Genomic DNA, 24,586 nt, shown 5'->3' with positions numbered 1-24,586 from the left:
AATATTATTCAATTTCCTCTTCTTCTTTCTCTTTCTGGAATTTTCTGGCTTTCAGAAAATATTTCGGAGAGACACCATATTTTTCTTTGAATATTTTCGAAAAATAACTTCTGTTATTCAATCCGATAGCGGTAACGATTTCAGAAATATTCTTTTCTGAAAGCTTCAGCATATCTTTTGCAGCTTCCAGTTTTACATGTTGCATGTATTTATTTACGGTGAGATTATAAACATACTTAAAGCCTTCCTGAAGTTTATTCACATTGGTTCCCGCTTCTTTTGCCAGCGATTCTACGGTAAGATTGGTGCTTAGGTCTCCCTGGATGCGTTTAGCCACATAATCGACTTTCTGAATATCAGATTTCCTGAGGATCTTGGGCAGATTTTCGCCATTTTCATCATCTTCATACTGTGCGATCTGGATCACAAGCATTTCCAGGGCTTTTCCTTCAAGAAATAGATTCCGAAGAAATCCGGTGTAATTTTTCGTGTTTATATCCTCCATAAGATCGGCTGCCCTGATACTATAGTTTCCCTGGTAAAAAAACTGTTTTTTAGAGACGGCGTCTTTAAAAAGTTCCTTTAAAGTTGGGTCAAGATCAGCAAAATCATAATTGGAACGGTGGGTGAAAATGGAACGAATGATCTCCAGGCTTGAAACATGAGTGGCGACGTCTTTCTTAAAATAGAGGGTATGGCCATTATATCCCTGGCTGCTCACCACAATATTCTGATAGGTGTCTATTTTATTGATCTTGTCACTTTTCTGAAAAGAATGGCTCACACTTCCCGCCGAGCAGAAAATAAATTTTAACGGGTGTACTGTATTAATACAGAAATGTATTTCAACATCTTCATAAAACTTACAATTGTAAGTAACAAAACCCATTCCTGTGTCAAAACTTATTCCCCTAATGTAACCTTCCCCAACCTGTGAAGGTATATTTATGGTTAATTCGCCGCTGTTGTCTTTTAATTCGGTTTCAAGACATTCAGCAATATCTGCCAGGATCTCATTTACGGGTAAAGTTTTTACGTCAATTCTCATTAGAAGCTTGGAGTGGTTGCTATTATAAAGTTATATCTTTTCTAACAGATATGCTTAAAAATTTATGGCGTAAAATTATAATTTGTACGAAAAAATTAAGAATTTGGAAAGAATATTATCTTTATTGAGCTAATTCTTATGCGGAAAACGTCATAATAGCTTTTCCCCGGCTCTTCCAATCACCGGATTTGAATTTTTTTTATGGGATGAGACTATTTAAATTAAACGATTGTTAAATTTCCCCGGATTTTTTCAATAAAATTCTTTTTGCCTAATTTCAAACGGTTTTCGAAAATAACTTTATAATATTGGCCCTACTGAAGCTTTCAGTACATTAATCCTATTAAATAGAATATTATGCCTAATAATTATTATGATGCAGCCGATCTCAGAAAGTTCGGTGAAATTACTGAATGGAGCGAAGAACTGGGAAAAAAGTTCTTTGACTATTATGGGAAAGTCTTTGAAGAAGGAGCACTTTCGGCTCGTGAAAAATCACTTATTGCGCTAGCTGTCGCTCATGTGGTGAAATGTCCCTATTGTATTGATGCCTATACCAAAGACGGACTCCAAAGAGGGATCACAAAAGAAGAAATGATGGAAGCCGTTCATGCCGGTGCAGCCATAGAAAGTGGGGCAACCCTGGTGCATGGTGTGCAAATGATGAATAAATATAAGAAGCTTAGTATGTAAGTTTTTGACCTTTTCCTAAACTAACTCATAGTAAGAATCCTTTTTTATGTCTATAAAATCACTGAAAGCACGCCATAACGATCTTTCTAAACCCGAAATACAACTGGAGTTCCTGAACAACGGCATTTTCAGGCAAGGTGAGCTGCCCAAATTTAAAGATAAGATTGCTGCAACAGGGAAATTTCCCTTAAAGCCAAAAAAATTAGAGATCCTGCAAATAAATGTGGGTTATATGTGTAATCAGGTTTGTTCGCACTGCCATGTTGATGCGGGTCCTGATCGTAAGGAAATAATGACTAAAAATACCATGCAGCAGTGCCTGGAGGTAATAAAAAATACTGGCGCCCATACTTTGGATCTTACCGGCGGAGCACCCGAAATGAATCCTCATTTTCGTTGGTTTGTGGAAGAAGCTTCCAAAGCGGGGATCAAAGATTTTATTGTGCGCTCCAATCTTACCATAATTCTGGCAAATAAAAAATACCACGATCTTCCTGAGTTTTTTAAAAAATACAACGTGCATGTGGTTTCTTCCCTTCCGTTTTACAAAAAGGAGAAAACCGACAGGCAGCGGGGAGAAGGCGTTTTTGACAAATCAATAAAAGCCCTTCAAATGCTCAATAAGGTGGGATATGCACAGGAGGGAAGCGATTTGAAGCTCGACCTCGTTTACAATCCTGCCGGTGCTTTTCTGCCAACCAATCAGGAAGCGATGGAAAAGGATTTTAAAAAGGCTCTGAAAGAAGATTTTAATATCGATTTCAATAATCTTTTTGCGATCACCAATTTGCCTATAAGCCGATTTCTTGAATATTTGATCGCTTCTGAAAATTATGAAGATTATATGTACGCGCTGGTAGAGGCCTACAATCCAGCAGCTGTCGAAAATGTGATGTGTACCAATACTATTTCGGTTAGCTGGGACGGCTGGCTTTACGATTGCGATTTTAACCAGATGCTGGAGCTCAAGGTTGACAGCAAGGTGAAGCACATAAGCGAGTATAATGAGGATTTGTTGAATGACCGCAATATTGTTATTTCCCAACATTGTTACGGCTGTACGGCTGGAGCGGGAAGCAGCTGCCAGGGAAGTGTAGCCTGATTTTTATCGTCTTTCAAATAGAAGAAAACAGCAATAGATAGTCTGCTTAATAAATATAACAATCTTAAAATCCCTTAAATTTCGGTGGAAGAACTTAGAAGTCAGTTTCAAAAATGTTTTCAATTTATCCGGAGGAATTTTTCAATGGAAAAATAAATCTAATCTGGTGTTTGATTTAAATGGAAAAGAAACTGAAAAAGTACCTGAATATTCTGAAAAAATCTTTTGAATGACAAATAAAAGCTTGCTGATCATTTTCACCAAAAATCCCGAATTGGGAAGGGTTAAAACCCGTTTAGCCAAGGATATTGGCGATGAAAATGCTCTTGAAATTTATAAAAGACTATTAGCTCATTCCAAAAAGATTACTGCTCCAGTAAAAGCTGTTAAACAGGTTTTTTATGCTTCTGAAATCGCCAAAAATGACCTTTGGAATGAAGATATCTATAGTAAGAAGGAACAAAAAGGAAATGATCTGGGCGAGCGAATGCTAAATGCTTTCCAAGAAGGTTTTAAGAGTGGCTTTAAAAATATAGTGATCATCGGGACCGATATTTTTGATATCGAAACAAAAGATATTGAAATGGCTTTCAGCAGTTTAAATGAGAATGATTTTGTAATTGGTCCGGCTTCTGATGGCGGATATTATCTTTTAGGGATGAATTGCTTAAATTCGGATGTGTTTAAAAATAAAAAATGGAGCACTTCCTCTGTCCTTCAGGATACACTCGATGACCTTAAAAATCATTCCGTGAAAATACTTCCACAGCGAAAAGACATTGATGTTATTGAAGATATCGAAGGAATACCAGCTTTTAAAAAAATTATAGAAAATGACTGACCGTATTGATGAATCGGTAGATTATCTAAAATCAAAAGGCTTCGGAGAACCCGAAGTAGGAATTATCCTGGGCACGGGATTGGGTAAACTTCTTGATGATGTAGAGGTTGAGGTAGAGGCAAGTTATAATCATATTCCATATTTCCCTACCGCAACCGTGGAATTTCACAAAGGGAAATTGATTTTCGGAAAACTCGAAGGGAAAAAGGTAGTGGTGATGCAGGGTCGTTTTCACCTTTACGAAGGCTACAGTCTGTATGATGTAACTTATCCGGTGCGGGTAATGAAACGTCTGGGGATAAAAAGGCTACTCGTTTCTAATGCTTCCGGCTCGATCAATCTCGATTATAAAAAGGGAGAACTCATGATGATTGAAGATCATATTAATCTTCTGGGCGGTTCCCCGTTAGCATTTCACGGAGTAGAAAGGTTAGGAGAGCGTTTCGTTGATATGAGTGAACCTTATGATCCCGAAATGAACGATCTTTTTATAGAAGCGGCGAAGAAACTGAACATAAAATTACATACAGGAGTTTATGCTTCTGTGCTGGGTCCGCAACTGGAAACCAAAGCCGAATATCGCTATTTGAAGATTATCGGTGCCGATGCGGTGGGGATGAGCACTGTACCCGAGGTGATCGTGGCGAATCACCTGCATATTCCGGTTTCGGCAATTTCAGTGATTACCGATGAAGGTGATCCTGATAATCTTGATAAGGTAGATATACAGGAGATCCTGGCGATGGCAGCAAAAGCTGAACCCAATATGGTGAAATTGTTTAAAGAATTACTTAAGAAGATATAATGAGCTATTTAGAAACTACAAAACAGGTCTATAAAGACGCAGCTCTAACGCCCGATGTTGGGTTATGCTGCACCACGAATCCTATTTGGGAATTGCCGGGTTTGAAGATCCCAAAGATCATGCAGGAAATGAATTACGGCTGCGGAACCACTGTTCATGCGAGGGATCTTACTAACAATCCTCGCGTTCTCTATGTAGGGGTAGGCGGAGGAATGGAATTGCTGCAGTTCGCTTATTTTTCGCGCCAAAAATCCGGCGTGGTAGGAGTCGACGTAGTGGACGAAATGCTGGAAGCGTCCCGAAAGAATTTTAAGGAAGCCGAAAAATTGAATCCCTGGTTCAAATCGGAATTTGTTGATTTGAAAAAAGGCGACGCCACAGATCTTCCTGTAGAGGATAATTCGATTGATGTCGCCGCTCAAAACTGTCTTTTCAATATCTTCAAAACCGAAGAATTAACCAAAGCGCTTAAAGAGATGTATCGGGTGTTAAAGCCACACGGACGCCTGGTGATGAGCGATCCCACCTGCGAACAACCGATAAACGAAGTGCTTAGAAATGATGAGAGACTTCGCGCCTTATGCCTTAGCGGAAGCCTTCCCCTGGCGGAATATATAAAAGCGCTTACCGATGTTGGTTTTGGTACTATTGAGATCAGGGCTCGAAAACCTTACCGAATACTGGATCCTAAAAACTATCCTACTGAAGAATTGATTTATATCGAATCGGTTGAGGTAGCTGCGATCAAAGATCCTATGCCTGAAGATGGACCCTGTGTCTTTACCGGAAAAGCAGCGATCTATTACGGTGAAAATGATCATTTTGATGACAAGAAAGGCCATGTTTTATTGAAAAATCAGCCACTTGCTGTTTGTGATAAAACGGCCGGCGCCCTTGCTGCTTTAGGCCGGGACGATATTTTTATAAGTGAATCTACCTTTCACTACGACGGGGGCGGATGTTGCTAAAATCTGGAATTATGAAGAAGTTAATTTTAAGTATGGTTTTGATTTCAGGCCTTACGGTATTCGGTTCCTGTAATCTTATTTCGAGTGCAGGCTATAACAGCAAAGGCCTTCCTGCTTCTGAATTCCAGGGAGAAATTTCGGATGTTCAAGATCCAAAAATCGACCACAGCCTTTGGACAGAGCTTCTTCGAAAACATGTGGATGATAAAGGCCGGGTGGATTATAAAGGTTTTCAGCAGGATCGTGAAAAACTTGACGAATATTTAAAAATGCTTTCCTCACAAAATCCATCCGAAAGTTGGAGTAAAGCTGAACTTCTTGCCTATTACATCAATCTTTATAATGCCTATACCGTAGATCTAATTCTGAAAAATTATCCGGTGGAAAGCATCAAAGATATACATGCGCCCTGGACAAAGGCGTTTATTAAGGTCGGGGACACGAAAATTTCCCTGGGCGGTATAGAAAACAGCCTTCTCCGAAAAATGAACGAACCTCGCATTCATTTCGCGATAAACTGTGCTTCGATCTCCTGCCCGAATTTGAGAAATGAAGCTTATACGGCCAAAAAAATCGATCAACAATTAGAGGAAGCGGCAAAGGAATTTATCAATTCTGATAAGAATGAAATTTCTGAAGACTCTGCTAAACTTTCCAGGATCTTCGACTGGTATGAAGGTGATTTTACCGGCGATGGAAAAACCATTGTAGAATATATCAATAAGTATTCTAATACTAAATTGAAACCCAATGCCTGGATCAAGTATAAAGATTATAACTGGAACCTGAATGATGTAAAATAGATGCTCAGTATTATTATTCCGGTTTTTAATGAAGAAAAATATCTGCCGCTTTTGCTGAAGCATATCAGAAAGGTCTCTTCGGGAAATATAGCTGAAATCATTGTTGTGGATGGTGGAAGTACCGATAATACCCTTCTTATTGCTAAAAATGCCCCGGAAGTAAAACTTTTAATTTCTGAAAAGGGGAGAGCCATACAAATGAATACTGGCGCGAAAAAAGCCAGTTCTGAAATTCTTTATTTTCTGCACGCTGACAGTCTTCCTCCCAAAGATTTTGATGGATTAATTCTTAAGGAAATAAATAAAGGGAATAAGGCCGGCTGTTTTATGATGAAATTTGACAAAAAACACTGGTGGCTGAACCTGGTTTCGCAATTTACCAGAGTGAACCATATTTCCTGCCGTGGGGGAGACCAGTCTTTATTTATCACAAAGCAGCTTTTTGAAGAAATTGGCGGTTTTGATGAATCTTACAGAGTTTATGAAGATAATGAGATCATAAAAAGGCTTTATCAGAAAAATCAATTTACGGTTATTAAAAAATGGCTTATCACCTCTGCCAGACTCTACAAAAGAATGGGAATTTGGAATACACAGCTGCTATTCCTTCAGATTTACTGGAAGAGACGTTTTGGAGCTTCCGCCGAGGAACTCTACATGCATTACTACAAACGTGTTAATTCCTGAATTTCCCGTAATATTCCTGTACTATCTTTTCAGCAGGTTTATTTTGAGGTGTGAACCGGTCATTTTCGAGTCCGCCTGAATCTTCATGCTGATGCCATTTCCAAAGAAAACCGCCTGCAAACCAATTTTCATCCCAAACCTCTTCATACAGTACTTTGAGCGCTCTTGCCTGGAGATTAAAGTTCTTGGACGAATTTTCCCTTCCGGAATTCCAGGGTTCTTTTAAGGCATAATCGGTACTTCTGTATCCATATTCGGTAAAAAGGATTTGTTTTTCATACTTGCGCGAGAGCTTTTGCATTAAATTCAAATGTTTTTCCCAACCCTCCGCTATTTCCTCTTCTTCGGGCGAAATTTTTTCACTTATTGGAAAATAGGCGTCCACTCCTATAAAATCCAATTCCACCCAGAGGTCAATCTGGTCTATTTTATCCCAGTTTTCAGCATATACTATTTTTCCGGAATAAATTTTTCTGATCTCAGAAACCAGGTTTCTCCAGAAAACAGGTCTTTCTTTTACAAAATTAAAGAGCTCGGTACCTATACAAAAAAACTCGACTTTCCGTTCAGCCGCAATTCTCGCGTAAAGGAGGATATAATCACGATAGTCATTCTCGAATTTTTGCCAGTTTTCTTCTGTTTCGAAATTCAGATCACCGGTAAAAGACCCATTGCGAAGCCAAATTTGTGGTTTGATCATTACCTGGAGATCCTTCTGATGTAAAAGTTTTACAGACTGCTCGATACCTGCGACGGTTTCACCGAACCACTGGCGATTCTGGTTAAAGTAAAGCTGAGGAGTACCTTCTGTTTTTAGAAAAGCAAAAGGCATAAGCGCTACAGCATTCGCATTAACTGCAAGGATCGGATTCACCTCCTTCTCCCTCAAACTGTCGCGGGCAGCCACAAGACTTACCCCGTTGATCTTTTTCTGAGGCACCTTTGTGGCCTGACAGGAAAAAAGCAGGATCAAAATACTCCCGATTACGATGAAAAAGGAAAAAGAAAATGACTTGCTCATGAACAATTCATAAATTAGAGGTGTGAGTTGGCGATCTGTATATTTTCTGCGTACTTTACTCTATCGCAACTCTGCCAAATTATAAAAAATTAATGGAGCATATCGTGATTATTGGAAATGGAATTTCGGGAATTACCGCCGCGCGGCATATCCGTAAAAATTCCGGTCATAAAATCACGGTGATTTCAGGAGAGAGCGAGTACTTTTTCTCACGTACCGCGCTTATGTATGTCTATATGGGGCACATGAAATGGGATCATCTAAAACCCTATGAAGACTGGTTCTGGGAAAAAAATAGAATCAAACTTTTAAAAGAATGGGTTGAAAGCATCGACTTCTCTAACAAAGAACTTCATTTTCAAAGCGGCGGCAGGCTCAATTACGATAAGCTTATCATCGCGACAGGTTCTGTTCATAACAAGTTTGGCTGGAAGGGGCAGGATCTTGAAGGAGTTCAGGGCCTTATTACCAAACAGGATCTGGAAATGCTGGAAGAAAACACTAAAAATTGCCGAAAAGCGGTAATTGTTGGTGGCGGACTTATTGGCGTGGAATTGGCCGAGATGCTGAAGACCCGAAATATTGAAGTCACCATGCTTGTTCGCGAAAAGGCTTTCTGGCAAAATGTTTTGCCCCTGGAAGACGCGGAATTTATTTCGGCTCATATTCGCTCCCACGGAATCGATCTTCGTCACGAAACCGAACTTGATGAAATTCTAGGAAATGAATATGGAAGTGCATGTGCGGTAAAGACAAAAACCGGGGAAAAAATCGAATGCCAGCTTGTTGGCCTTTGTGCCGGAGTGCGGCCGAAAATCTCTTTCTTGAAAAATTCTGAACTGGAAACCGATCTGGGAATCCTGGTCGATGAATATCTCGAAACAAATATTCCCGATGTTTACGCGATTGGCGACTGCGCGCAGCAAAGAAAGGCTATCGGTAATCGGAAACCTGTCGAAGCGGTCTGGTACACCGGCCGAATAATGGGTGAAACACTTGCGCAAACAATTCTTGGTAAAAGGACCGCTTATGAACCCGGGAACTGGTTTAACTCAGCCAAATTTTTTGATATCGAATACCAGACTTACGGCTGGGTGAACGCCATTCCCGAGCCTGGCGAGCAACATTTTCACTGGGAGCATAAAGACGGGACCAGGGCCATTACAATAGCTTTTAATACCGTCACAGATGAATTTCTAGGCATCAATACTTTCGGAATACGAATGCGGCACGAGGTTTTTGATAAATGGCTAAACGAAAACAGGAAAATCAGTTATGTTTTGAAAAATTTGCGACAGGCGAATTTTGATCCCGAGTTTTATGACCGTTATGAAAAGGAAATTTTCGAGAGCTTTAAAAACAATCTTCAGAAAGTCTAAATATGAGCAGAATTCAGCATAATATGGCAATGACAGGTGATGTGCCGGGAAGTATGGATACTGTTCAGAAAATTTCGGTAGCCGTGGGATTCTCGGGCTTGTTTTTACTGGTCCTGGCATTGTTCAATGTAAATTTTCCGCATAAGCCATTCTTTCTGGCACTTTCTCTGGCGCTTATCGCCGCAGGTGTTATCGCTTTTGCATCTCGCGCTTATATTGGAAAACATGCCGGGATAAAAAATAATGGCGTTTGGTTTCGTTCCATGACTTCCCGCGGGACTTTAGCCTGGATAACCGGTATTGTCCTCACTCTTTTTTACATCGTTCTTTACTGGTTTCCTCAATATCTCGGCCTCAATCCCGATGGTGAAAACACGGGTATCATTTCCCTTTTTGATCCCTTAAGTCGAATTTTAAATGGTGGACCGGCGAGCCAGTGGTTCGTATATGGAACCTTATATACGCTTGCGATTTTGGTTTTTGGCTATAAGTTCATTCTGAAATATCGCCATAATCGATATGAGATCATTCGGACTTTTTCGGTGATGTTCTTTCAGTTGGGCTTCGCTTTTCTGATTCCCGAAATTCTTATTCGGCTTAACGAGCCTTACTACGATTTCAAAAATATCTGGCCGCTTAATTACGATCTTTTTGCAGGTTATCGCATTGAGGAATTTTTGTCTTCTGGAAATCTCGGAATGTTCATGCTAATTTTCGGAGTAGTTTCCATTTTGGTGATCACTCCCATTCTGACCTACAAATACGGAAAACGCTGGTATTGTTCCTGGGTTTGCGGCTGTGGCGGCCTCGCCGAAACTGCCGGAGATCCTTATCGGCATCTTTCCGATAAATCCCTTTTCGCCTGGAAAGTCGAGCGTTGGGTGATACATTCGGTGCTGGTTTTTGTAACGGTCATGACCATCGGCGTTGTATATTCATTTCTAAATGAACATCCTGAAGAGTATTGGATTTCAAAAGATGTTTTCCTCTGGGGATGTGTGGTTCTTCTTACAGTGCTTTTTGCACTTATCATGATCTTTAAACGTGAAGAACTGGCGAAAGACGCCAAAAGAGGTGCGATCATTTACCTGGCGATCATTCTTGGAATTATCGCGATCAATTATTTCAGTTATAATGGGAATATCTTCTTTTTTCCCGGTTATCAGCTTAGGGAATGGTATGGATTCCTGATCGGCGCTATTTTTTCTGGCGTAATAGGAGTAGGTTTTTATCCCATTTTCGGAAGTCGCGTCTGGTGCCGTTTTGGCTGTCCCATGGCGGCGATATTGGGAATGCAGCAAAGATTATTCTCAAAATTCAGAATTACAACCAATGGCGGGCAATGTATTTCCTGCGGGAACTGCTCTGTTTACTGCGAGATGGGAATTGATGTTCGCGCCTATGCACAGAAAGGTGAAAATATCGTTCGCTCCAGTTGTGTTGGCTGCGGAATTTGCTCCGCCGTTTGTCCGCGTGGCGTTTTAAAACTGGAAAATGGTTCCAGAAACGATAGAATGAAAAAGCACGAACCGGTGATGGGAGATAATATGGATCTGCTCGATTTAATTAAACAGAAAAGCGAATAAGAAAATGTAAATTGCGCAAAATTTGCTGAATGCAGCCCTGTATTAAAGTCATTATCCCCGCCCATAACGAAGCCGATTCCATTGCTCTGGTCATCAAAGAAATTCCCGACTATGTTGATGAGGTGATCGTGATCAGCAATAACTCAACTGATAAAACCGAAGAAAACGCCCGAAATGCCGGTGCTACTGTGCTTACCGAATCTCAGAAGGGCTATGGCTACGCCTGCCTTAAAGGAATGGATTATATCGCTTCTCTAAACAAAAAGCCGGATATCATCGTATTTCTCGATGGAGATTTTTCTGATTTTCCGAAGGAGATGGATAAGATCATTCAGCCAATTTCAGAAGAAAATTGTGATTTTGTTGTGGGTGCAAGAGTTAAAGAGTGGCGGGAAAAAGGTTCAATGACCTTTCCGCAGATTTTCGGAAACTGGCTGGCGACGACCTTAATGAAAGTTTTTTTTAACTCGCGCTTTACCGATCTGGGGCCTTTTCGGTCCATAAAGTACGAGAAATTGCTGCAATTGAACATGGAAGACAAAACTTATGGGTGGACGGTTGAAATGCAACTCAAAGCTTTACGACAAAACCTAAGTTATGCCGAGGTGCCCGTGCATTACCGAAACAGGATTGGTTTCTCAAAAGTTTCGGGAACGTTTAAAGGTGCTATCTTTGCCGGAGTTAAAATCCTCGGTTGGATTTTTAAATATAGTTTTAAATGATAAACATAGCGGTAATCATACTTTATACACTGGCATTACTCGTTATTTTTATTTATAGCCTTTCCCAACTTCAGCTGCTGCTGAATTACCTAAAAGCGACCAAAACTCCCGATAATTCTGAAAAATTCGATTTTCATGCAGGTGATGAATTCCCTTTTGTAACAGTGCAATTACCACTTTATAATGAATATTATGTGGTGGAACGCCTGCTGAAGAATATTGTAAAGCTTGATTATCCGAAAAACCGACTGGAAATTCAGGTGCTTGACGATTCCACCGATCATTCCCTCGAAAAAACTTCAGAAATAATTGAAAAACTTCAGGAAGAAGATTTTGATATACAACATATTGTCAGAAAGAACCGTGACGGTTTTAAGGCTGGCGCTTTAAAGGAAGGATTGAAAATTGCCAAAGGCGAATACATCGCTGTATTTGACTCCGATTTTATGCCGGGTTCCGATTGGCTTTTGAAAACCGTTCCTTATTTCAAGAATGAAAAGATTGGAGTCGTCCAAACCCGCTGGGGGCATTTGAACAGGGATTATTCGCTACTTACCAGAATTCAGGCCTTTGCACTTGATTTCCATTTTATCCTGGAACAGACCGGAAGAAATTTTGGGCGGAATTTTATCAATTTCAACGGGACGGCTGGAATCTGGCGAAAGGAATGCATTCTCGATGCGGGTAACTGGAGCGGCGATACCTTGACGGAAGATCTGGATCTAAGCTATCGCGCCCAGATGAAAAAATGGGAATTCAAATATCTCGAAAATGTCGAAACTCCCGCCGAACTTCCGGTGGTGATCAGCGCGGCACGAAGTCAACAGTTTCGTTGGAATAAGGGAGCCGCAGAAAACTTCAGGAAAAATTATCGCAAACTGTTCAAAGATCCTTCGGTTTCTTTCAGCACCAAATTCCACGGATTTTTCCACTTGCTCAATTCCAGTATGTTCCTGATCGTTCTTTTGATCGCGATTTTGAGCATCCCCGTGCTTTACATTCAGCATACCGATCCAGGATTTAGCTGGTATTTCAATCTGCTGGCCTTTTTTGCGATAAGTACGATCATCTTTTTTGGCTGTTATTACGTGGCTTATGCTAAAATTCACGGAAAGGGCTTTAAAAACTTCCTTCGCTATATCGGTATGTTTTTTACTTTTTTCTCGGTGGCCATGGGCTTTTCGGTTCATAATTCTGTTGCGGTGCTGGAAGGACATTTTGGGAAGCGATCGGAATTTATTAGAACGCCGAAATTCAATATCAGTTCGCTTAAGGATTCCTGGAAAGGAAACCGATATGTAAAAAAGCAATTTTCAGCTAATCTGATAATCGAGATTTTGCTGTTCCTGTACTTCGGATTTGGCATTTTAAGCGCTTTTATTTTGAAGGATTACGGCCTGCTTTTATTCCACCTCATGCTTTTTGCCGGTTTCGGATTTGTGGTCTTTAGCAGTCTGAAATCGGAAGTTTGATTAACTTCGCAGGAAAGCCTGTTGCTTTTCTATGGATTTCCGAACTCTGAAACTTTATAAAATCCCCATCATTTTCGCTGTCGCCTGCGCGGCCTTTTACCTTTCTTTCGCCTATGACCTGGAGCGTACCGATTTTATAAAATTAACGGGGCTTTATCTCGGACTTTTCTTTCTCAGTTTTCAGTTTATAAAGATGCAGAAACATAATTTCTGGGTTTTAGTCGCACTGGCGCTTATTTATCGCTTATTATTTCTTTTCAGTATGCCCAATCTTTCGCAGGATTTTTACCGGTTCATCTGGGACGGAAGACTAATAGCTGAAGGCTGGAATCCTTTTGCCTATATTCCGAAAGAACTCTATGGAAATCCTGATTTTCATATACCGCAGGCAACCCCACTCTTGAACGGAATGGGTAATCTCAGCGCAGGGCATTATTCAAATTATCCGCCGGTGAGTCAGTTGATATTTGCTATCGCCGGATTCCTTTTTCCCGGAAATCTTTTGGGTTCAGTCATGAGCATGCGTTTTTTTCTCATTCTGGCCGATATGGGAACACTTTTTTTTGGCGCTAAACTTTTAAAAGAACTCAAACTGGCGGAATATCGCATCTTCTGGTATATTCTCAATCCGTTTGTGATCATTGAGCTCACCGGAAACCTCCATTTTGAAGGGCTTATGGTCTTTTTACTGGTATTGTCATTATATCTTCTTCTGAAGAAAAAATGGTTTTATTCGGCGATATTTTTTGGCCTGGCGGTTTCGGTAAAACTCCTGCCGTTGATGTTTTTGCCTTTATTTTATCAATATTTCCGGAAAAATTCGAGTCTGATAAACCTTCAACTATATTATCTGATAGTGGGATTGGTAGTTGCTCTGACCTTTATTCCTTTTTATTCTGCGGAAGTGTTTTCAAATTTCCTGCAGAGCGTAGGACTCTGGTTCGGAAAATTCGAGTTCAATGCCAGTATTTATTACATCGTCCGCTGGGTAGGTTTTCAAATTAAAGGCTACAATATTATTGAAACTGCCGGAAAAATTCTGCCGTTGTTTACCCTTGCTTTTATCCTTTTCCTGAGCTTCTTCAGAAAAAATCATACACTGCGCCAGCTTATCGAGAACATGCTTTTTGCGGTGACTTTCTATTTGTTACTTTCCACTACCGTACATCCCTGGTATTTAGCCGTTCCTTTGCTGTTAAGTATTTTCAGCCGATTTAGATTTATGATTGTCTGGTCTGGGGCGGTAGTGCTGAGCTATTTTGCTTATTCCAATCCTACCTATGAAGAAAATCTGTGGCTGGTTGCCCTGGAATATCTGATTGTTTTTGGCTATTTAGGATATGAAGTTTTTCACCAAAGAAAATTCCGATTGCCTGAATAAAAAAAGACCTTGCAGGTTTTCAAAACCTGCAAGGTCTGGTACTTCAAAAAATCGGTTTAGCCGATAATTTTCGTTTACATATCCAGCAGATATGCGAATATCAGTGGCGCGACAATGGTCGCGTCACTTTCAATGATATGTTTTGGTGTGGTTATATCCAGTTTTCCCCAGGTGATCTTTTCATTAGGCACTGCTCCGGAATATGATCCGTAACTGGTGGTAGAATCAGAAATCTGGCAGAAATAGCTCCAGAAAGGAGTATCGGTTCTTTCCAGATCCTGGTATAACATCGGTACCACGCAAATAGGGAAGTCTCCGGCAATTCCACCACCAATCTGGAAGAAACCGATTCCGTTTTTGGAGTTATCGGTATACCAGTTGGCAAGGAAGGTCATGTATTCAATCCCCGATTTCATGGTTGAGGTTTTCAATTCACCCTTGATACAGTAAGAAGCGAAAATGTTCCCCAGTGTGCTGTCTTCCCATCCGGGAACCACCATTGGCAAATTCTTTTCAGCCGCGGCATACATCCACGAATCTTTCAGGTCGATCTCGTAATATTCTTCAAGCTTTCCGCTTAAAAGAAGCTTATATAAATATTCATGAGGCAAATAGCGTTCATCTTTTTCTTCGGCTTCTTTCCAGATCTCGAAAATATGCTTCTGAATTCTTCGGAAGGCTTCTTCCTCGGGAATACAGGTATCTGTAACCCGATTCAGGCCTTTTTCAAGCAGATCCCATTCTTCCTGAGGCGTAAGATCACGATAGTTCGGTACTCGCTTATAATGACTGTGAGCGACGAGGTTCATCACGTCTTCCTCAAGGTTCGCCCCTGTACAGGAAATAATATCAACCTTTCCCTGGCGGATCATCTCTGCGAAGATCTTACCAAGCTCAGCAGTACTCATCGCACCGGCAAGCGAAACCAGCATCTTGGATCCCTGCTGCAGCTGTTTTTCGTAGTCTTTCGCAGCATCGACAAGCGCGGCCGCATTAAAATGTTTGTAATATTTTTCTATGAACTGAGATATGTTGCCTTTACTCATCTTCGTCGTCTTCTTCGTTATAATTTTGATATTTGAATTTGTAGCTCAACATTTTGTAGTAAAGCTTGGCCGCAAGGAAATCTGAAGATTTCTCATTTTTATTCGGACAAAGCTCCACGATGTCAAAGCCAACCACGTTTTTCTTTTTGAACATCATTTTCAGAAACTCCAGGGTTTCGTACCAGAATAATCCGCCTGGTTCCGGAGTTCCCGTGGATGGAAGAATACTTGGATCAAAAGCGTCAAGATCGATCGTGATAAAAACATTGGGGGTCATTTGCCCGATAGCGTCATCCTGCCAGTCTTCATAAAGGTCATGCGCGAAATAAACCTGGTTTTCATCCATATGATCATTTTCTGAAACGTCCATGGAACGAATTCCAACCTGGATAAGGTTAGTGGTTTTACCTGCTTCGTGCATTGCGCAGGCATGATTGCATTTAGACCCTTCATACTCAGGTCTTAGATCGGCATGAGCATCGATCTGCACCACGGTAAGGTCTTCGAAAGATTCGTTGAAAGCGCGAATACTTCCGATGGAAATCGAGTGTTCCCCCCCAAAAAGCGTAACGAATTTATCTTGCTTTATGTAATTCTTTGTGGTTTTATAAACCGCTTCTACCATTTTTTCAGGCGATTCGTCTTCAGTAACGGGAGGGGCAAGGTAAACACCCTTTTTGTAAACTTCACTCCGCGTTTCAATGTCATACAGCTCCATATTTTCCGAAGCTTCCAAAAATGCCTCGGGGCCTTTATCTGCTCCCTTTTGCCAGGTGCTGGTGCCATCGTAAGGCACAGGAATCAATACCACTTTGGCCTCGTCGATGCGGGCATATTTATCGGGTATCCCGGCGTAATTCTTCTTGCTCATAATCAATTAATTGGTTGTTTTGTTTTTTTAAAGGTAAAAAAAATTAGTTGGTTGAATTATAGCCTAAAATTTTCAGCATGTCTTCAGCTTTTTGCTGTTCGCTGAACAGTTTGGTTGTGATTTTTCCGTTTTTGTCTTTATCGATTAATACATGTTTTGGCTGCGGAATAAGGCAGTGCTGCAATCCGCCGAAACCTCCAATGGTATCCTGGTAGGCCCCGGTATTGAAAAAGCCGATGTATAAAGGTTTTTCCCTTTTGAATTTTGGTAGATAGATGGCATTGGTATGCTGCTCAGAGTTGTAATAATCATCGCTGTCGCAAGTAAGCCCGCCAAGCAAAACCCTTTCGTATTCATCATTCCAGCGATTGATGGCCAGCATTACGAATTTCTTACTTATCGCCCAGGTATCGGGTAAAGTGGTGATAAAAGAAGAATCGATCATATTCCACTTTTCACGGTCGTTTTGCTGCTTCTGATAAAGTATTTCATAGATAGCACCGCCGCTTTCACCAACGGTAAAACTTCCGAATTCAGTAAAAATGTTTGGCGCTTCCACTTCAGCCTCTTCACAGGCAAGCTGAATTTGATTTACGATCTCTTCCACCATATACTGATAGTCATAATCGAATGCCAGCGAATTTTTTATAGGAAAGCCACCACCAATATTTAAGCTATCAAGCGTAGGGCAAATTCTTTTCAGACTGATATAGACCTTCATACATTTATTAAGCTCATTCCAGTAATAGGCGGTGTCGCGAATTCCGGTATTGATGAAGAAATGGAGCATTCTCAGGTCTACTTGCTCATCATCCTTGATCTGTTTTTTGTAAAATGGAACGATGTCTTTATATCCAATCCCAAGACGTGAAGTATAAAATTCGAATTTTGGTTCTTCTTCTGAAGCAATTCTGATCCCTACCTGGAATTTTCCCTTGATCTTTTCGGTTAAAAGGTCAAGTTCCTCATAATTATCGATGATCGGAAGACATTTTTTATGACCTCCATTCATCAGGCGGCTGATGTTATCAACATAAATGTCTCTTTTAAAACCGTTGCAGATCACCCAGGTATCATCGGTAATCTTACCCTTTTTTTTCAGTTTTTCAACAATATTGATGTCGAAAGCAGAAGAGGTTTCAATATGAATATCATTTTTGAGAGCTTCATTCAGTACATGCTGGAAATGAGAGCTTTTCGTGCAATAACAATAATTATAAGAACCCTTATAATCATGCTTTTCAATGGCATTTTTAAACCATCCTTTTGCTCGATTGATATTTTCTGAAATTTTGGGAAGATAGGTGAACTTAAGTGGCGCTCCATATTTTTCCACGAGATCCATAAGATCGATATCGTGAAATCTAAGTTCGGTGCCATCTAAAGTAAATTCTTCCTGGGGGAAATAATAGGTCTGGTCTATCAGGTCGCTATACTTTGTATTCAATTTTTTATATAGATTTTAAAAGCTAAAAATTAGAGAATAATTTATAGGGTCAAAAAAATCGATTGGTAAATTAATGTTAAGAAAACGAAAGCTGCCGGATGCAGTAGCCCGGGAAGAACTGATTAAGTAAGAAAGATTCCTTTTCAATTCATAAATTGGAATGGAAACAGGGAAATTTACCTGCTTCAATTTATTTGACAGGATAAAAGTATTAAAAAAAGGGAATTACCAGCTAAAAAATTTTAGAGCATTCCCAGATTGATTACCTCCTGCTGAGTGAGGGACCTCGATCGGCCTCTTGGCAGATCTTTTTTTGTGAGTCCGCCAAAAACCACACGGTCCAGGCTTTCCACTTCATAGCCCAGGCTCTTAAAGATTCGTGTTACTATATGTTCCCTGATGCTATTGATCTCCAGGCCCACTTCATCATGAGGTTTGTTATCGATAAAACTAATATCGGTTACGGGAACCTTTGAGCCTTCAATGTAAACTCCTTTTTTAATCGTTTCCAGGTCTTCGTTACTGAGGTTCTTATTGAGTTTTACCTCATAGATCTGGCGAATTCCGCTTTTAGGTTTAGCGAGTTTCTTGGCGAGGGTTCCATCATTGGTAAAAAGCAACAATCCTTTTGCCTTGTTGTCAAGTTTGCCTACCGGAGCCACTTTTGCTTTGGTAGCCTTGGAGATAAGTTCCATGACGGTACGCCCCCCCATTTCGGGGTTTCCGGTAACGAAAAAGCCGGCAGGTTTATTAAGTAAAATGTATTCGGGTTTTTCAGGATTCAACCTTCGGCCATCAAAACGAACATCATCGGTAAGCTGAACGCGATGTCCCATTTCGGTAACTACTTCACCGTTAACGGTAACGTTTCCGGCGGCGATATACACATCGGCTTCACGACGGGAACAGATACCCGAATTTGCGATATATTTATTCAGCCTAATACCTTCCTGGTTGGAAAGCGGACTTTTTTCCATCTTCTTCTTAATAGGAGCATTTCCCCGCGCGTAAGATTTTTTGCGTTTTCCACCGCCCTGTCTTCCGCTGTATTTACTTTCTGAATCCTTTGAGTTTCTGCTCATATCGCAAATTTTTTGCAAAGATACATGATCGCTGTCGATGCTGCCAAGTTATTAGGAAAAGTTTTAAAAATGAGGAAATTAGCTAAAAGACACGGTTGAGCACTTCATTTACATCGATTAAGAGGATGCTGAAAACACCTGCCACAATGATCAGTTTAAGAATATTATGTAAAAGCAGGTACTGCCATTTTGCGCGGCTGAAATAGAGGAGCAATAGAAAAATAAATAAGAGTATTACTGAAGCATAGAAATAAATATTCATCTGGCCGATTTCAAACCTGGTCACCAAAAGATAAATTGGAAACAACGCCAGTATCGCGCAGCAGGTTAAAAAAAATTTGCTCCATTTTTCGCCATATACCAGCGGGATGGTGTGATAGTTCTGAGCGAGATCGCCCTGCATATTTTCCAGATCTTTAACCAGTTCCCGCATTACGATCATTAAATATAGGAACATGGCGTGGATGAAAATCACCGTTTCAAAATTCTTGTAATACACAAAAACGACAAAGAAAGGAGTGATGGTAAGTACCGAAGCCACCAGGTTTCCAACAAAAAGAATCCTTTTTAGCCTATAGGAATAAAGCCAGATCGCAAAGATGTAAATTGAAAAGAAAACCACGGCCCTAAAAGAGACATAACTGGCAAAAAAGATCGTGGCGAAATTCAGCATAAAATAAACCGAAAGTTTCGTGCGCTGGCTTATCACGCGGTCGAGCATCGTCTTTTTGGGCCTGTTGATAAGGTCTTTTTCGCTGTCGTAAAAATTATTGATGATGTAACCTGAGGCGATAGTACTCGCTGAAGCAAGGATCAAAAAAAACAGGTTGGTATCAAACAGGATTTCCCGAAGCGGTCGGTCGTGGGCCAGGATAAAGGCCGAGGCCATGTACTGGGCGATAATTACCACCAGGATATTATAACCTCGAACCACCGAAAATAGACTCAGAATTTTCAGTAGCAGGCGTTTATTGGAAATACTTGCCATTGGGCGAAATTTAGAAGTTGTAAACCACTTCTAAATTATATCCTTTAAGTGCTTTTCGGGCTTTCTCTATATCTTCGGTGAAACCAAGAATATAGCCACCACCACCCGAACCACAAAGTTTGAGGTAATAATCGTTGGTTTCGATCCCTTTTTTCCAAAGCTTGTGGAATTGAGAGGGGATCATAGGTTTGAAGTTATCGAGTACCGTATGGGAGAGTTTTTTAACATTTTTGAACAGCGATTTTACATCACCCTTCAGAAAATCGTCCACGCAGGCATCAGTATGTTTTACAAATTGATCTTTTACCATTTTTCTAAATGGCTCCTGCTTCATATTTTCCATGAAAATACTCACCATAGGCCCGGTTTCTCCTACTGTACCGCTGTCTAAAAGAAAAACGGCACCTGTTCCGTTTTCGGTTTGAGAAGGAATACCGGCAGGTTCAATATTTTCTTTGGAATTGATCAGAATAGGAATGCTGAGGTAAGAATTCAGAGGGTCCAGTCCCGATGATTTTCCGTGGAAAAAAGATTCCATTTCACCAAAAATCTTTTTCAGCTTCAGGAGTTTATCACGGGTAAGGTTTTCCAAAACCGTGATCTTATCATTCGCATATTTATCGTAAATGGCCGCTACCAAAGCACCGCTGCTTCCCACTCCGTATCCCTGAGGGATGCTGGAGTCGAAGTACATTCCACGTTCAATATCTTTCCTTAAAGCCTCCAGATCGAACTGGACCAGCTGCGGATTATTTTGCTGAAGAGTCTCCAGGTAAGCTGTAAATTTCCGAAGATTTTCATTCGATTTTTTTGCAGTGTCGCTGAGGTTTTCTTCTACTTTCAAAGCGCCATTGTAAAAATTATAAGGAATCGACAGACCTTTGGAATCCTTAATGATCCCGTATTCTCCGAAGAGAAGGATTTTTGAATAAAATAGAGGTCCTTTCATAAGTATAAAATTGACAATTGATAATGGAAAATTGAAAATTACTTCTGTTTTGACGTTTTTATAATTGAAACAAGTAATCTCAAAATTTCCTGTATGTCTTTTTTGAAATTTTGGTATTGATCATGGTCTAAAAAATCTGAGGCATTTAATAAATCAATCCAGTATTCAGTTTCATTAGCTTCTTTAAGACCAATTGACAACTTATGGATAAAATCCTGCCTGCTTTCTGCATGTTCTGATTCCCTTACTAATGCTCCAATTGCAGTGCCAGATCTCAATAACTGTTTGGACATTACAAATTCCTTCTTTTCAGAAACTAATAACTTATACAAAGTAACAACTTTAACCGAGAATAAAAAACTCTTAGATTTTATGATATTCTCTTTTAGCATTGTTAATTATCCATTGTCCATTGTCAATTTTCTTGCGCCAATACCAACTTCGTCGCAAATGTAATGCCCTTTTTGACAATACGCAACAAGCTCATTCTTAATGAATTCTAAAACTTGTGATTCATTTTCTTGCGGATATAGCAAATGTACGTTCGCACCGGCGTCGAGCGTAAAGCAAACAGGAATATTTTTCGATTTTCGATATTCCCAGATTCGGTTGATAATTTCGAGCGTATTGGGTTTCATCAGGATAAAATAAGGCAGGCTGCTCATCATCATCGCGTGCAGGCTCAGCGCTTCGCTTTCAACTATTTTTATGAATTCTTCCAAATCTCCCGATTTCAGAATTTGCTTCAGTTTTCTCAAATTTTCATTCGCCTGATCGAAACGGCTGTCAGCATAAGGGTGGCCGTGCATCAAATCATGGCCCACTGTGCTACTTACAGTTTTTTCGCCTTTGTCTACAAGTAAAATAGTGTCTTTGTAGGTTTTGAAAACAGGAGCAACTTCGTATGGATATGAAATTCCGAAAAGATTAGATGAATTCTCAATTTCCGGGTGTTCTCCCCAAACCACGAGTCCGCCTTCGATGCTCCGGCAAGCGCTTCCCGAACCCAAGCGAGCTAGAAAAGAAGCTTTTTTCCGAAAAAATTCTTCGGAAGTATCAGGATAAATTTGTTTTTCCAGTGACATCAGGCAAAGCGCCAGAGCACTCATTCCACTTGCTGAGGAAGCAATTCCGCTGCTATGAGGAAAAGAATTTTCACTATGGATCTCGAAACGATACTCTTTTATATACGGACAGTAATTTTCAATTCGCTCGAAGAACTGCTGGATTTTTGGCCGGAATTCTTCCTTCTTTTTGCCTTCGAAATAAAAGCTGAAATCAAAATTTTTAGAAGCCTCTTCTTTTTCTGCAAATTTTAAGGTGGTCGTGCTATGACAATTCGAAAGCGTAAAACTTATGGAAGGATTAGCCGGAATCTGGTTTTGTTTCTTCCCCCAGTATTTTACCAGGGCAATATTACTGGGTGATTGCCAGGTGATTTCCCCTTTTTCCGCTTTTTCCGACTTTCCCTTTGGGATAAAATCCTTTTCGGACATCGTTGAAATTTTTGCCAAAGTTAAACTTTTATGTATTGATCATTCTTAAAACCTCGCAAATTCAGAAGTCATGGCTTTGGCCGCCACGTATGCTCCAGTCCAGGCATTTTGAAAATTAAAACCGCCGGTGATCGCATCTATATTTAAGATTTCACCCGCGAAATAAATATTTTTATGGAGTTTGCTTTCAAATGTCTGAAAATCGACTTCTTTTAAATCAATCCCGCCCGCAGTTACAAACTCTTCTTTAAAAGTGCTTTTTCCGTTCACCTGAAAAGTAGCATCGGTAAGTTCTAAAGCCAGTTTTTCAAGCTGGTTTTTGTTGAGGTCGGCCCAGTTTGTTTGTTCCTGAATATCTGCCGCCAGTACCAGTTTTTGCCATAACCTTTTTGGAAGTTCAAAATGAGGCCTGGTGAAAACAAACTGCCTGGAAAGTTCAAATTTCATTTCTTTTAATTTTTCCAGCATTTCTTCGGAAGAAAATTCCGGTGTCCAATTCACTTTGATCCTGAAATTGTAAACCAGGGCATTTAGTTCTCTTGCTCCCCATGCGGAAAGTTTCAGGATGGCCGGTCCGCTCATGCCCCAGTGGGTGATCAAAAGAGGTCCGTCACTTTCCATTTGGGTGTTTTCAACTTTCACTTCGGCATAGGTAGAAATGCCATGAATACCTTCAATTCTTTTATCTATTATGTTGAAGGTGAACAGGGAAGGAACCGGATCTATGATGGTATGCCCCATAGATTTGAGCAGATCCCAGACCTTCGAATTGCTGCCGGTGGCGAGCATGATCTTTTCCGACTGAAATTCGTCAGACTGTGTTTGAAGAACCCAAAAATTATCTTTTTTTGATAGTTTTTTCAGAGTCTGGCCTTTTTTGATTTCAATGTTCAGCCGGGAACATTCTTTTTGAAAACAATCGATAATAGTCTGGGAATTATCGGTGGTTGGAAACATCCTGCCGTCTTCTTCGGTTTTTAGTTCAACGCCTCGTTTTTCAAACCACGCGATGGTGTCTCCGGACATGAATTTGTGAAAAGGTCCGAGCAGTTCTTTCTCACCTCTCGGATATTTTTGCACAAGTTCAGAGGGAATGAATTCGGCATGAGTGACATTGCAACGTCCTCCACCCGAAATTCGGACTTTTTGAAGCGTTTCTTTTCCTCTTTCCAGGATCAGGATTTTTTTACCGGGAGCATTTTCAGCGGCATTGATTGCCGTAAAGAATCCCGCGGCACCTCCACCCACGATAATAATGTCATATTTGTTCAAATCAGCAGAATTTTTCCGAAGCCACAAAAATAAGAAGAATTATCAGGGCTTGAGACTGAGCAGCGGATTATGAAGCCTGTTCGGGTAATCTGAAATGATCCCGTCAACGCCAAAATCGATCATTCTCAGAATGTCGTTGCGCTCGTTTACCGTCCAAACATTTACTTTAAAACCCTCCTCATGACAGAGTTTGGTGTTATCCCGGGTAATGATCCCGAGCGAAGGATGAATGGCAGAAGCCTTGAGTTTTTTACCATATTCGATAGCTTCGGGAACGCTGGCTTTACTCAGCACCGCGACGGGAACATCCTGATCGAATTGGCGAACCTTAAAAAGTTCATTCATCTGAAAACTGGAAATAAGAAAATCGTCATATTGCCAGTTTCTGGCAGCGATCCTTTTCTGAACTTCCTTACAAACCGGGCCTGCCGTATTCAGGCCCTTCAGCTCAATATTGATCGCGCATTTACCTTCAATGAGGTCGAGAACCTCGGTAAGCAACGGGATTTTAAAATGGCCTTCCACCTTAAGTTTTCGAATGACATCTGCCGGCCGTTTGGCAATTTCCCCACTTCCATCAGTAGTGCGGTCAAGCGTGAAATCGTGAATGACCCAAAGCTCGCCGCTGGCACATTTATGCACATCGATCTCTATCATATCCACGCCAATTTCCAGCGCCTTTTGAATACTATCAAGAGTATTTTCGGCTAGAAGGCCTTTTGCTCCACGATGGCCTATCTTCAAAAATGGTCTGCTAAAATTTGTCATTTTGACTGTTTTTGATTCAGCTGTTAACGCTAAAAGAATGAAGTTCGTAAAATTTACAAAGGCTTAAGATAGCTTAACATTTATTTGGCTGAAAAGCATTGTAATTTATGGGACTTTAGATGAATTCAGGTTATGAAATTATTATTTATCCGATGCAAA

General features: G+C 40.5%; 24 protein-coding genes. 12 read left to right on the top strand and 12 right to left on the bottom strand.

The features are described from left to right. Positions 1-4: 4 nt before the first annotated feature. Entirely contained in the window at positions 5-1,048 is a 1,044-nt protein-coding gene (locus C7S20_RS03975) for a helix-turn-helix domain-containing protein (protein WP_107011264.1), read from the bottom strand. Positions 1,049-1,405: 357 nt separating this feature from the next. On the opposite strand from C7S20_RS03975, the gene C7S20_RS03970 reads away from it, so the two are divergent. The 7 genes from C7S20_RS03970 to C7S20_RS03940 all read left to right on the top strand — a co-directional run bounded on the left by C7S20_RS03970 (position 1,406) and on the right by C7S20_RS03940 (position 6,947). Continuing rightward, the gene (locus C7S20_RS03970) at positions 1,406-1,741 is read left to right on the top strand and encodes an arsenosugar biosynthesis-associated peroxidase-like protein (protein WP_107011263.1); all 336 of its coding nucleotides are present in this window, start codon (positions 1,406-1,408) and stop codon (positions 1,739-1,741) included. Positions 1,742-1,787: 46 nt separating this feature from the next. Continuing rightward, on the top strand, positions 1,788-2,843 hold the full coding sequence (gene arsS / locus C7S20_RS03965) for an arsenosugar biosynthesis radical SAM (seleno)protein ArsS (protein ID WP_107011262.1): 1,056 nt from the start codon (positions 1,788-1,790) through the stop codon (positions 2,841-2,843). A gap of 229 nt (positions 2,844-3,072) precedes the next feature. Continuing rightward, positions 3,073-3,684, top strand: a complete 612-nt coding sequence (locus C7S20_RS03960) for a TIGR04282 family arsenosugar biosynthesis glycosyltransferase (RefSeq protein WP_107011261.1) — start codon at positions 3,073-3,075, stop codon at positions 3,682-3,684. Next, positions 3,677-4,489 (top strand): purine-nucleoside phosphorylase, encoded by an 813-nt coding sequence (locus tag C7S20_RS03955; protein WP_107011260.1) that lies wholly within the window; start codon positions 3,677-3,679, stop codon positions 4,487-4,489. The genes C7S20_RS03960 and C7S20_RS03955 overlap by 8 nt, the downstream gene beginning before the upstream one ends. Continuing rightward, a complete protein-coding gene (gene arsM / locus C7S20_RS03950) occupies positions 4,489-5,457 on the top strand; it encodes an arsenosugar biosynthesis arsenite methyltransferase ArsM (protein ID WP_107011259.1) in 969 nt (322 codons plus the stop codon). Before C7S20_RS03955 ends, arsM begins: the two co-directional genes overlap by 1 nt. An 11-nt stretch (positions 5,458-5,468) precedes the next feature. After that, positions 5,469-6,260 (top strand): DUF547 domain-containing protein, encoded by a 792-nt coding sequence (locus C7S20_RS03945; protein ID WP_107014085.1) that lies wholly within the window; start codon positions 5,469-5,471, stop codon positions 6,258-6,260. Beyond that, positions 6,261-6,947, top strand: coding sequence for a TIGR04283 family arsenosugar biosynthesis glycosyltransferase (locus C7S20_RS03940; RefSeq protein ID WP_107011258.1), 687 nt, complete (start codon positions 6,261-6,263; stop codon positions 6,945-6,947). Here the strand turns inward: C7S20_RS03940 and C7S20_RS03935 are convergent. Beyond that, positions 6,937-7,968 (bottom strand): glycoside hydrolase family 113, encoded by a 1,032-nt coding sequence (locus tag C7S20_RS03935; RefSeq protein ID WP_107011257.1) that lies wholly within the window; start codon positions 7,966-7,968, stop codon positions 6,937-6,939. The genes C7S20_RS03940 and C7S20_RS03935 overlap by 11 nt on opposite strands. A gap of 92 nt (positions 7,969-8,060) precedes the next feature. On the opposite strand from C7S20_RS03935, the gene C7S20_RS03930 reads away from it, so the two are divergent. Genes C7S20_RS03930 through C7S20_RS03910 form a run of 5 tightly spaced genes read left to right on the top strand, consistent with a single transcriptional unit; the run spans position 8,061 to position 14,508 of the window. Then, on the top strand, positions 8,061-9,347 hold the full coding sequence (locus C7S20_RS03930) for an NAD(P)/FAD-dependent oxidoreductase (protein ID WP_107011256.1): 1,287 nt from the start codon (positions 8,061-8,063) through the stop codon (positions 9,345-9,347). A gap of 2 nt (positions 9,348-9,349) precedes the next feature. Continuing rightward, complete coding sequence (locus tag C7S20_RS03925) at positions 9,350-10,933, top strand: 4Fe-4S binding protein (protein ID WP_107011255.1); 1,584 nt, start codon at positions 9,350-9,352, stop codon at positions 10,931-10,933. A gap of 29 nt (positions 10,934-10,962) precedes the next feature. Next, complete coding sequence (locus C7S20_RS03920; protein WP_107011254.1) at positions 10,963-11,655, top strand: glycosyltransferase family 2 protein; 693 nt, start codon at positions 10,963-10,965, stop codon at positions 11,653-11,655. Beyond that, complete coding sequence (locus tag C7S20_RS03915) at positions 11,652-13,127, top strand: cellulose synthase family protein (RefSeq protein ID WP_107011253.1); 1,476 nt, start codon at positions 11,652-11,654, stop codon at positions 13,125-13,127. The genes C7S20_RS03920 and C7S20_RS03915 overlap by 4 nt, the downstream gene beginning before the upstream one ends. A gap of 31 nt (positions 13,128-13,158) precedes the next feature. Beyond that, entirely contained in the window at positions 13,159-14,508 is a 1,350-nt protein-coding gene (locus tag C7S20_RS03910; RefSeq protein ID WP_107011252.1) for an MptA/MptB family glycosyltransferase, read from the top strand. Between the two features lie 74 nt (positions 14,509-14,582). Here C7S20_RS03910 and C7S20_RS03905 read toward each other — a convergent pair whose 3' ends face one another. The 10 genes from C7S20_RS03905 to C7S20_RS03860 all read right to left on the bottom strand — a co-directional run bounded on the left by C7S20_RS03905 (position 14,583) and on the right by C7S20_RS03860 (position 24,427). Continuing rightward, positions 14,583-15,554 (bottom strand): deoxyhypusine synthase family protein, encoded by a 972-nt coding sequence (locus C7S20_RS03905; protein ID WP_107011251.1) that lies wholly within the window; start codon positions 15,552-15,554, stop codon positions 14,583-14,585. Beyond that, complete coding sequence (speB, locus tag C7S20_RS03900; protein WP_193510790.1) at positions 15,547-16,425, bottom strand: agmatinase; 879 nt, start codon at positions 16,423-16,425, stop codon at positions 15,547-15,549. The genes C7S20_RS03905 and speB overlap by 8 nt, the downstream gene beginning before the upstream one ends. Positions 16,426-16,468: 43 nt before the next feature. Beyond that, the gene (locus C7S20_RS03895) at positions 16,469-17,872 is read right to left on the bottom strand and encodes an arginine decarboxylase (protein ID WP_107011250.1); all 1,404 of its coding nucleotides are present in this window, start codon (positions 17,870-17,872) and stop codon (positions 16,469-16,471) included. Between the two features lie 242 nt (positions 17,873-18,114). Continuing rightward, complete coding sequence (locus C7S20_RS03890) at positions 18,115-18,954, bottom strand: pseudouridine synthase (RefSeq protein ID WP_107011249.1); 840 nt, start codon at positions 18,952-18,954, stop codon at positions 18,115-18,117. A gap of 82 nt (positions 18,955-19,036) precedes the next feature. Further along, positions 19,037-19,942 carry a geranylgeranylglycerol-phosphate geranylgeranyltransferase gene (locus tag C7S20_RS03885; RefSeq protein WP_107011248.1) on the bottom strand — a complete coding sequence of 302 codons (906 nt, stop codon included), beginning with the start codon at positions 19,940-19,942 and terminating at the stop codon, positions 19,037-19,039. Positions 19,943-19,952: 10 nt separating this feature from the next. Beyond that, the gene (locus tag C7S20_RS03880; RefSeq protein WP_107011247.1) at positions 19,953-20,891 is read right to left on the bottom strand and encodes a mevalonate kinase family protein; all 939 of its coding nucleotides are present in this window, start codon (positions 20,889-20,891) and stop codon (positions 19,953-19,955) included. A gap of 38 nt (positions 20,892-20,929) precedes the next feature. Then, complete coding sequence (locus C7S20_RS03875) at positions 20,930-21,283, bottom strand: four helix bundle protein (RefSeq protein ID WP_107011246.1); 354 nt, start codon at positions 21,281-21,283, stop codon at positions 20,930-20,932. A gap of 6 nt (positions 21,284-21,289) precedes the next feature. After that, on the bottom strand, positions 21,290-22,387 hold the full coding sequence (gene mvaD, locus C7S20_RS03870; RefSeq protein WP_107011245.1) for a diphosphomevalonate decarboxylase: 1,098 nt from the start codon (positions 22,385-22,387) through the stop codon (positions 21,290-21,292). A gap of 45 nt (positions 22,388-22,432) precedes the next feature. Beyond that, entirely contained in the window at positions 22,433-23,659 is a 1,227-nt protein-coding gene (locus C7S20_RS03865; protein ID WP_107014083.1) for a BaiN/RdsA family NAD(P)/FAD-dependent oxidoreductase, read from the bottom strand. A gap of 42 nt (positions 23,660-23,701) precedes the next feature. Next, a complete protein-coding gene (locus tag C7S20_RS03860; protein ID WP_107011244.1) occupies positions 23,702-24,427 on the bottom strand; it encodes a glycerophosphodiester phosphodiesterase in 726 nt (241 codons plus the stop codon). Between the last annotated feature and the right edge of the window lie 159 nt (positions 24,428-24,586).

It is taken from the genome of Christiangramia fulva, from assembly GCF_003024155.1.
Taxonomy (GTDB): domain Bacteria; phylum Bacteroidota; class Bacteroidia; order Flavobacteriales; family Flavobacteriaceae; genus Christiangramia; species Christiangramia fulva.
Note: the sequence above shows the minus strand (reverse complement) of the source record. Positions and strands in the feature narration are given on the sequence as shown.

What these genes read in the sequence shown, in the direction of transcription:
- C7S20_RS03975 (WP_107011264.1), bottom strand. Translation starts at nt 1,048, where the DNA reads ATGAGAATTGACGTAAAAACTTTACCCGTAAATGAGATCCTGGCAGAT.
- C7S20_RS03970 (WP_107011263.1), top strand. Translation starts at nt 1,406, where the DNA reads ATGCCTAATAATTATTATGATGCAGCCGATCTCAGAAAGTTCGGTGAA.
- arsS (WP_107011262.1), top strand. Translation starts at nt 1,788, where the DNA reads ATGTCTATAAAATCACTGAAAGCACGCCATAACGATCTTTCTAAACCC.
- C7S20_RS03960 (WP_107011261.1), top strand. Translation starts at nt 3,073, where the DNA reads ATGACAAATAAAAGCTTGCTGATCATTTTCACCAAAAATCCCGAATTG.
- C7S20_RS03955 (WP_107011260.1), top strand. Translation starts at nt 3,677, where the DNA reads ATGACTGACCGTATTGATGAATCGGTAGATTATCTAAAATCAAAAGGC.
- arsM (WP_107011259.1), top strand. Translation starts at nt 4,489, where the DNA reads ATGAGCTATTTAGAAACTACAAAACAGGTCTATAAAGACGCAGCTCTA.
- C7S20_RS03945 (WP_107014085.1), top strand. Translation starts at nt 5,469, where the DNA reads ATGAAGAAGTTAATTTTAAGTATGGTTTTGATTTCAGGCCTTACGGTA.
- C7S20_RS03940 (WP_107011258.1), top strand. Translation starts at nt 6,261, where the DNA reads ATGCTCAGTATTATTATTCCGGTTTTTAATGAAGAAAAATATCTGCCG.
- C7S20_RS03935 (WP_107011257.1), bottom strand. Translation starts at nt 7,968, where the DNA reads ATGAGCAAGTCATTTTCTTTTTCCTTTTTCATCGTAATCGGGAGTATT.
- C7S20_RS03930 (WP_107011256.1), top strand. Translation starts at nt 8,061, where the DNA reads ATGGAGCATATCGTGATTATTGGAAATGGAATTTCGGGAATTACCGCC.
- C7S20_RS03925 (WP_107011255.1), top strand. Translation starts at nt 9,350, where the DNA reads ATGAGCAGAATTCAGCATAATATGGCAATGACAGGTGATGTGCCGGGA.
- C7S20_RS03920 (WP_107011254.1), top strand. Translation starts at nt 10,963, where the DNA reads ATGCAGCCCTGTATTAAAGTCATTATCCCCGCCCATAACGAAGCCGAT.
- C7S20_RS03915 (WP_107011253.1), top strand. Translation starts at nt 11,652, where the DNA reads ATGATAAACATAGCGGTAATCATACTTTATACACTGGCATTACTCGTT.
- C7S20_RS03910 (WP_107011252.1), top strand. Translation starts at nt 13,159, where the DNA reads ATGGATTTCCGAACTCTGAAACTTTATAAAATCCCCATCATTTTCGCT.
- C7S20_RS03905 (WP_107011251.1), bottom strand. Translation starts at nt 15,554, where the DNA reads ATGAGTAAAGGCAACATATCTCAGTTCATAGAAAAATATTACAAACAT.
- speB (WP_193510790.1), bottom strand. Translation starts at nt 16,425, where the DNA reads ATGAGCAAGAAGAATTACGCCGGGATACCCGATAAATATGCCCGCATC.
- C7S20_RS03890 (WP_107011249.1), bottom strand. Translation starts at nt 18,954, where the DNA reads ATGAGCAGAAACTCAAAGGATTCAGAAAGTAAATACAGCGGAAGACAG.
- C7S20_RS03885 (WP_107011248.1), bottom strand. Translation starts at nt 19,942, where the DNA reads ATGGCAAGTATTTCCAATAAACGCCTGCTACTGAAAATTCTGAGTCTA.
- C7S20_RS03880 (WP_107011247.1), bottom strand. Translation starts at nt 20,891, where the DNA reads ATGAAAGGACCTCTATTTTATTCAAAAATCCTTCTCTTCGGAGAATAC.
- C7S20_RS03875 (WP_107011246.1), bottom strand. Translation starts at nt 21,283, where the DNA reads ATGCTAAAAGAGAATATCATAAAATCTAAGAGTTTTTTATTCTCGGTT.
- mvaD (WP_107011245.1), bottom strand. Translation starts at nt 22,387, where the DNA reads ATGTCCGAAAAGGATTTTATCCCAAAGGGAAAGTCGGAAAAAGCGGAA.
- C7S20_RS03860 (WP_107011244.1), bottom strand. Translation starts at nt 24,427, where the DNA reads ATGACAAATTTTAGCAGACCATTTTTGAAGATAGGCCATCGTGGAGCA.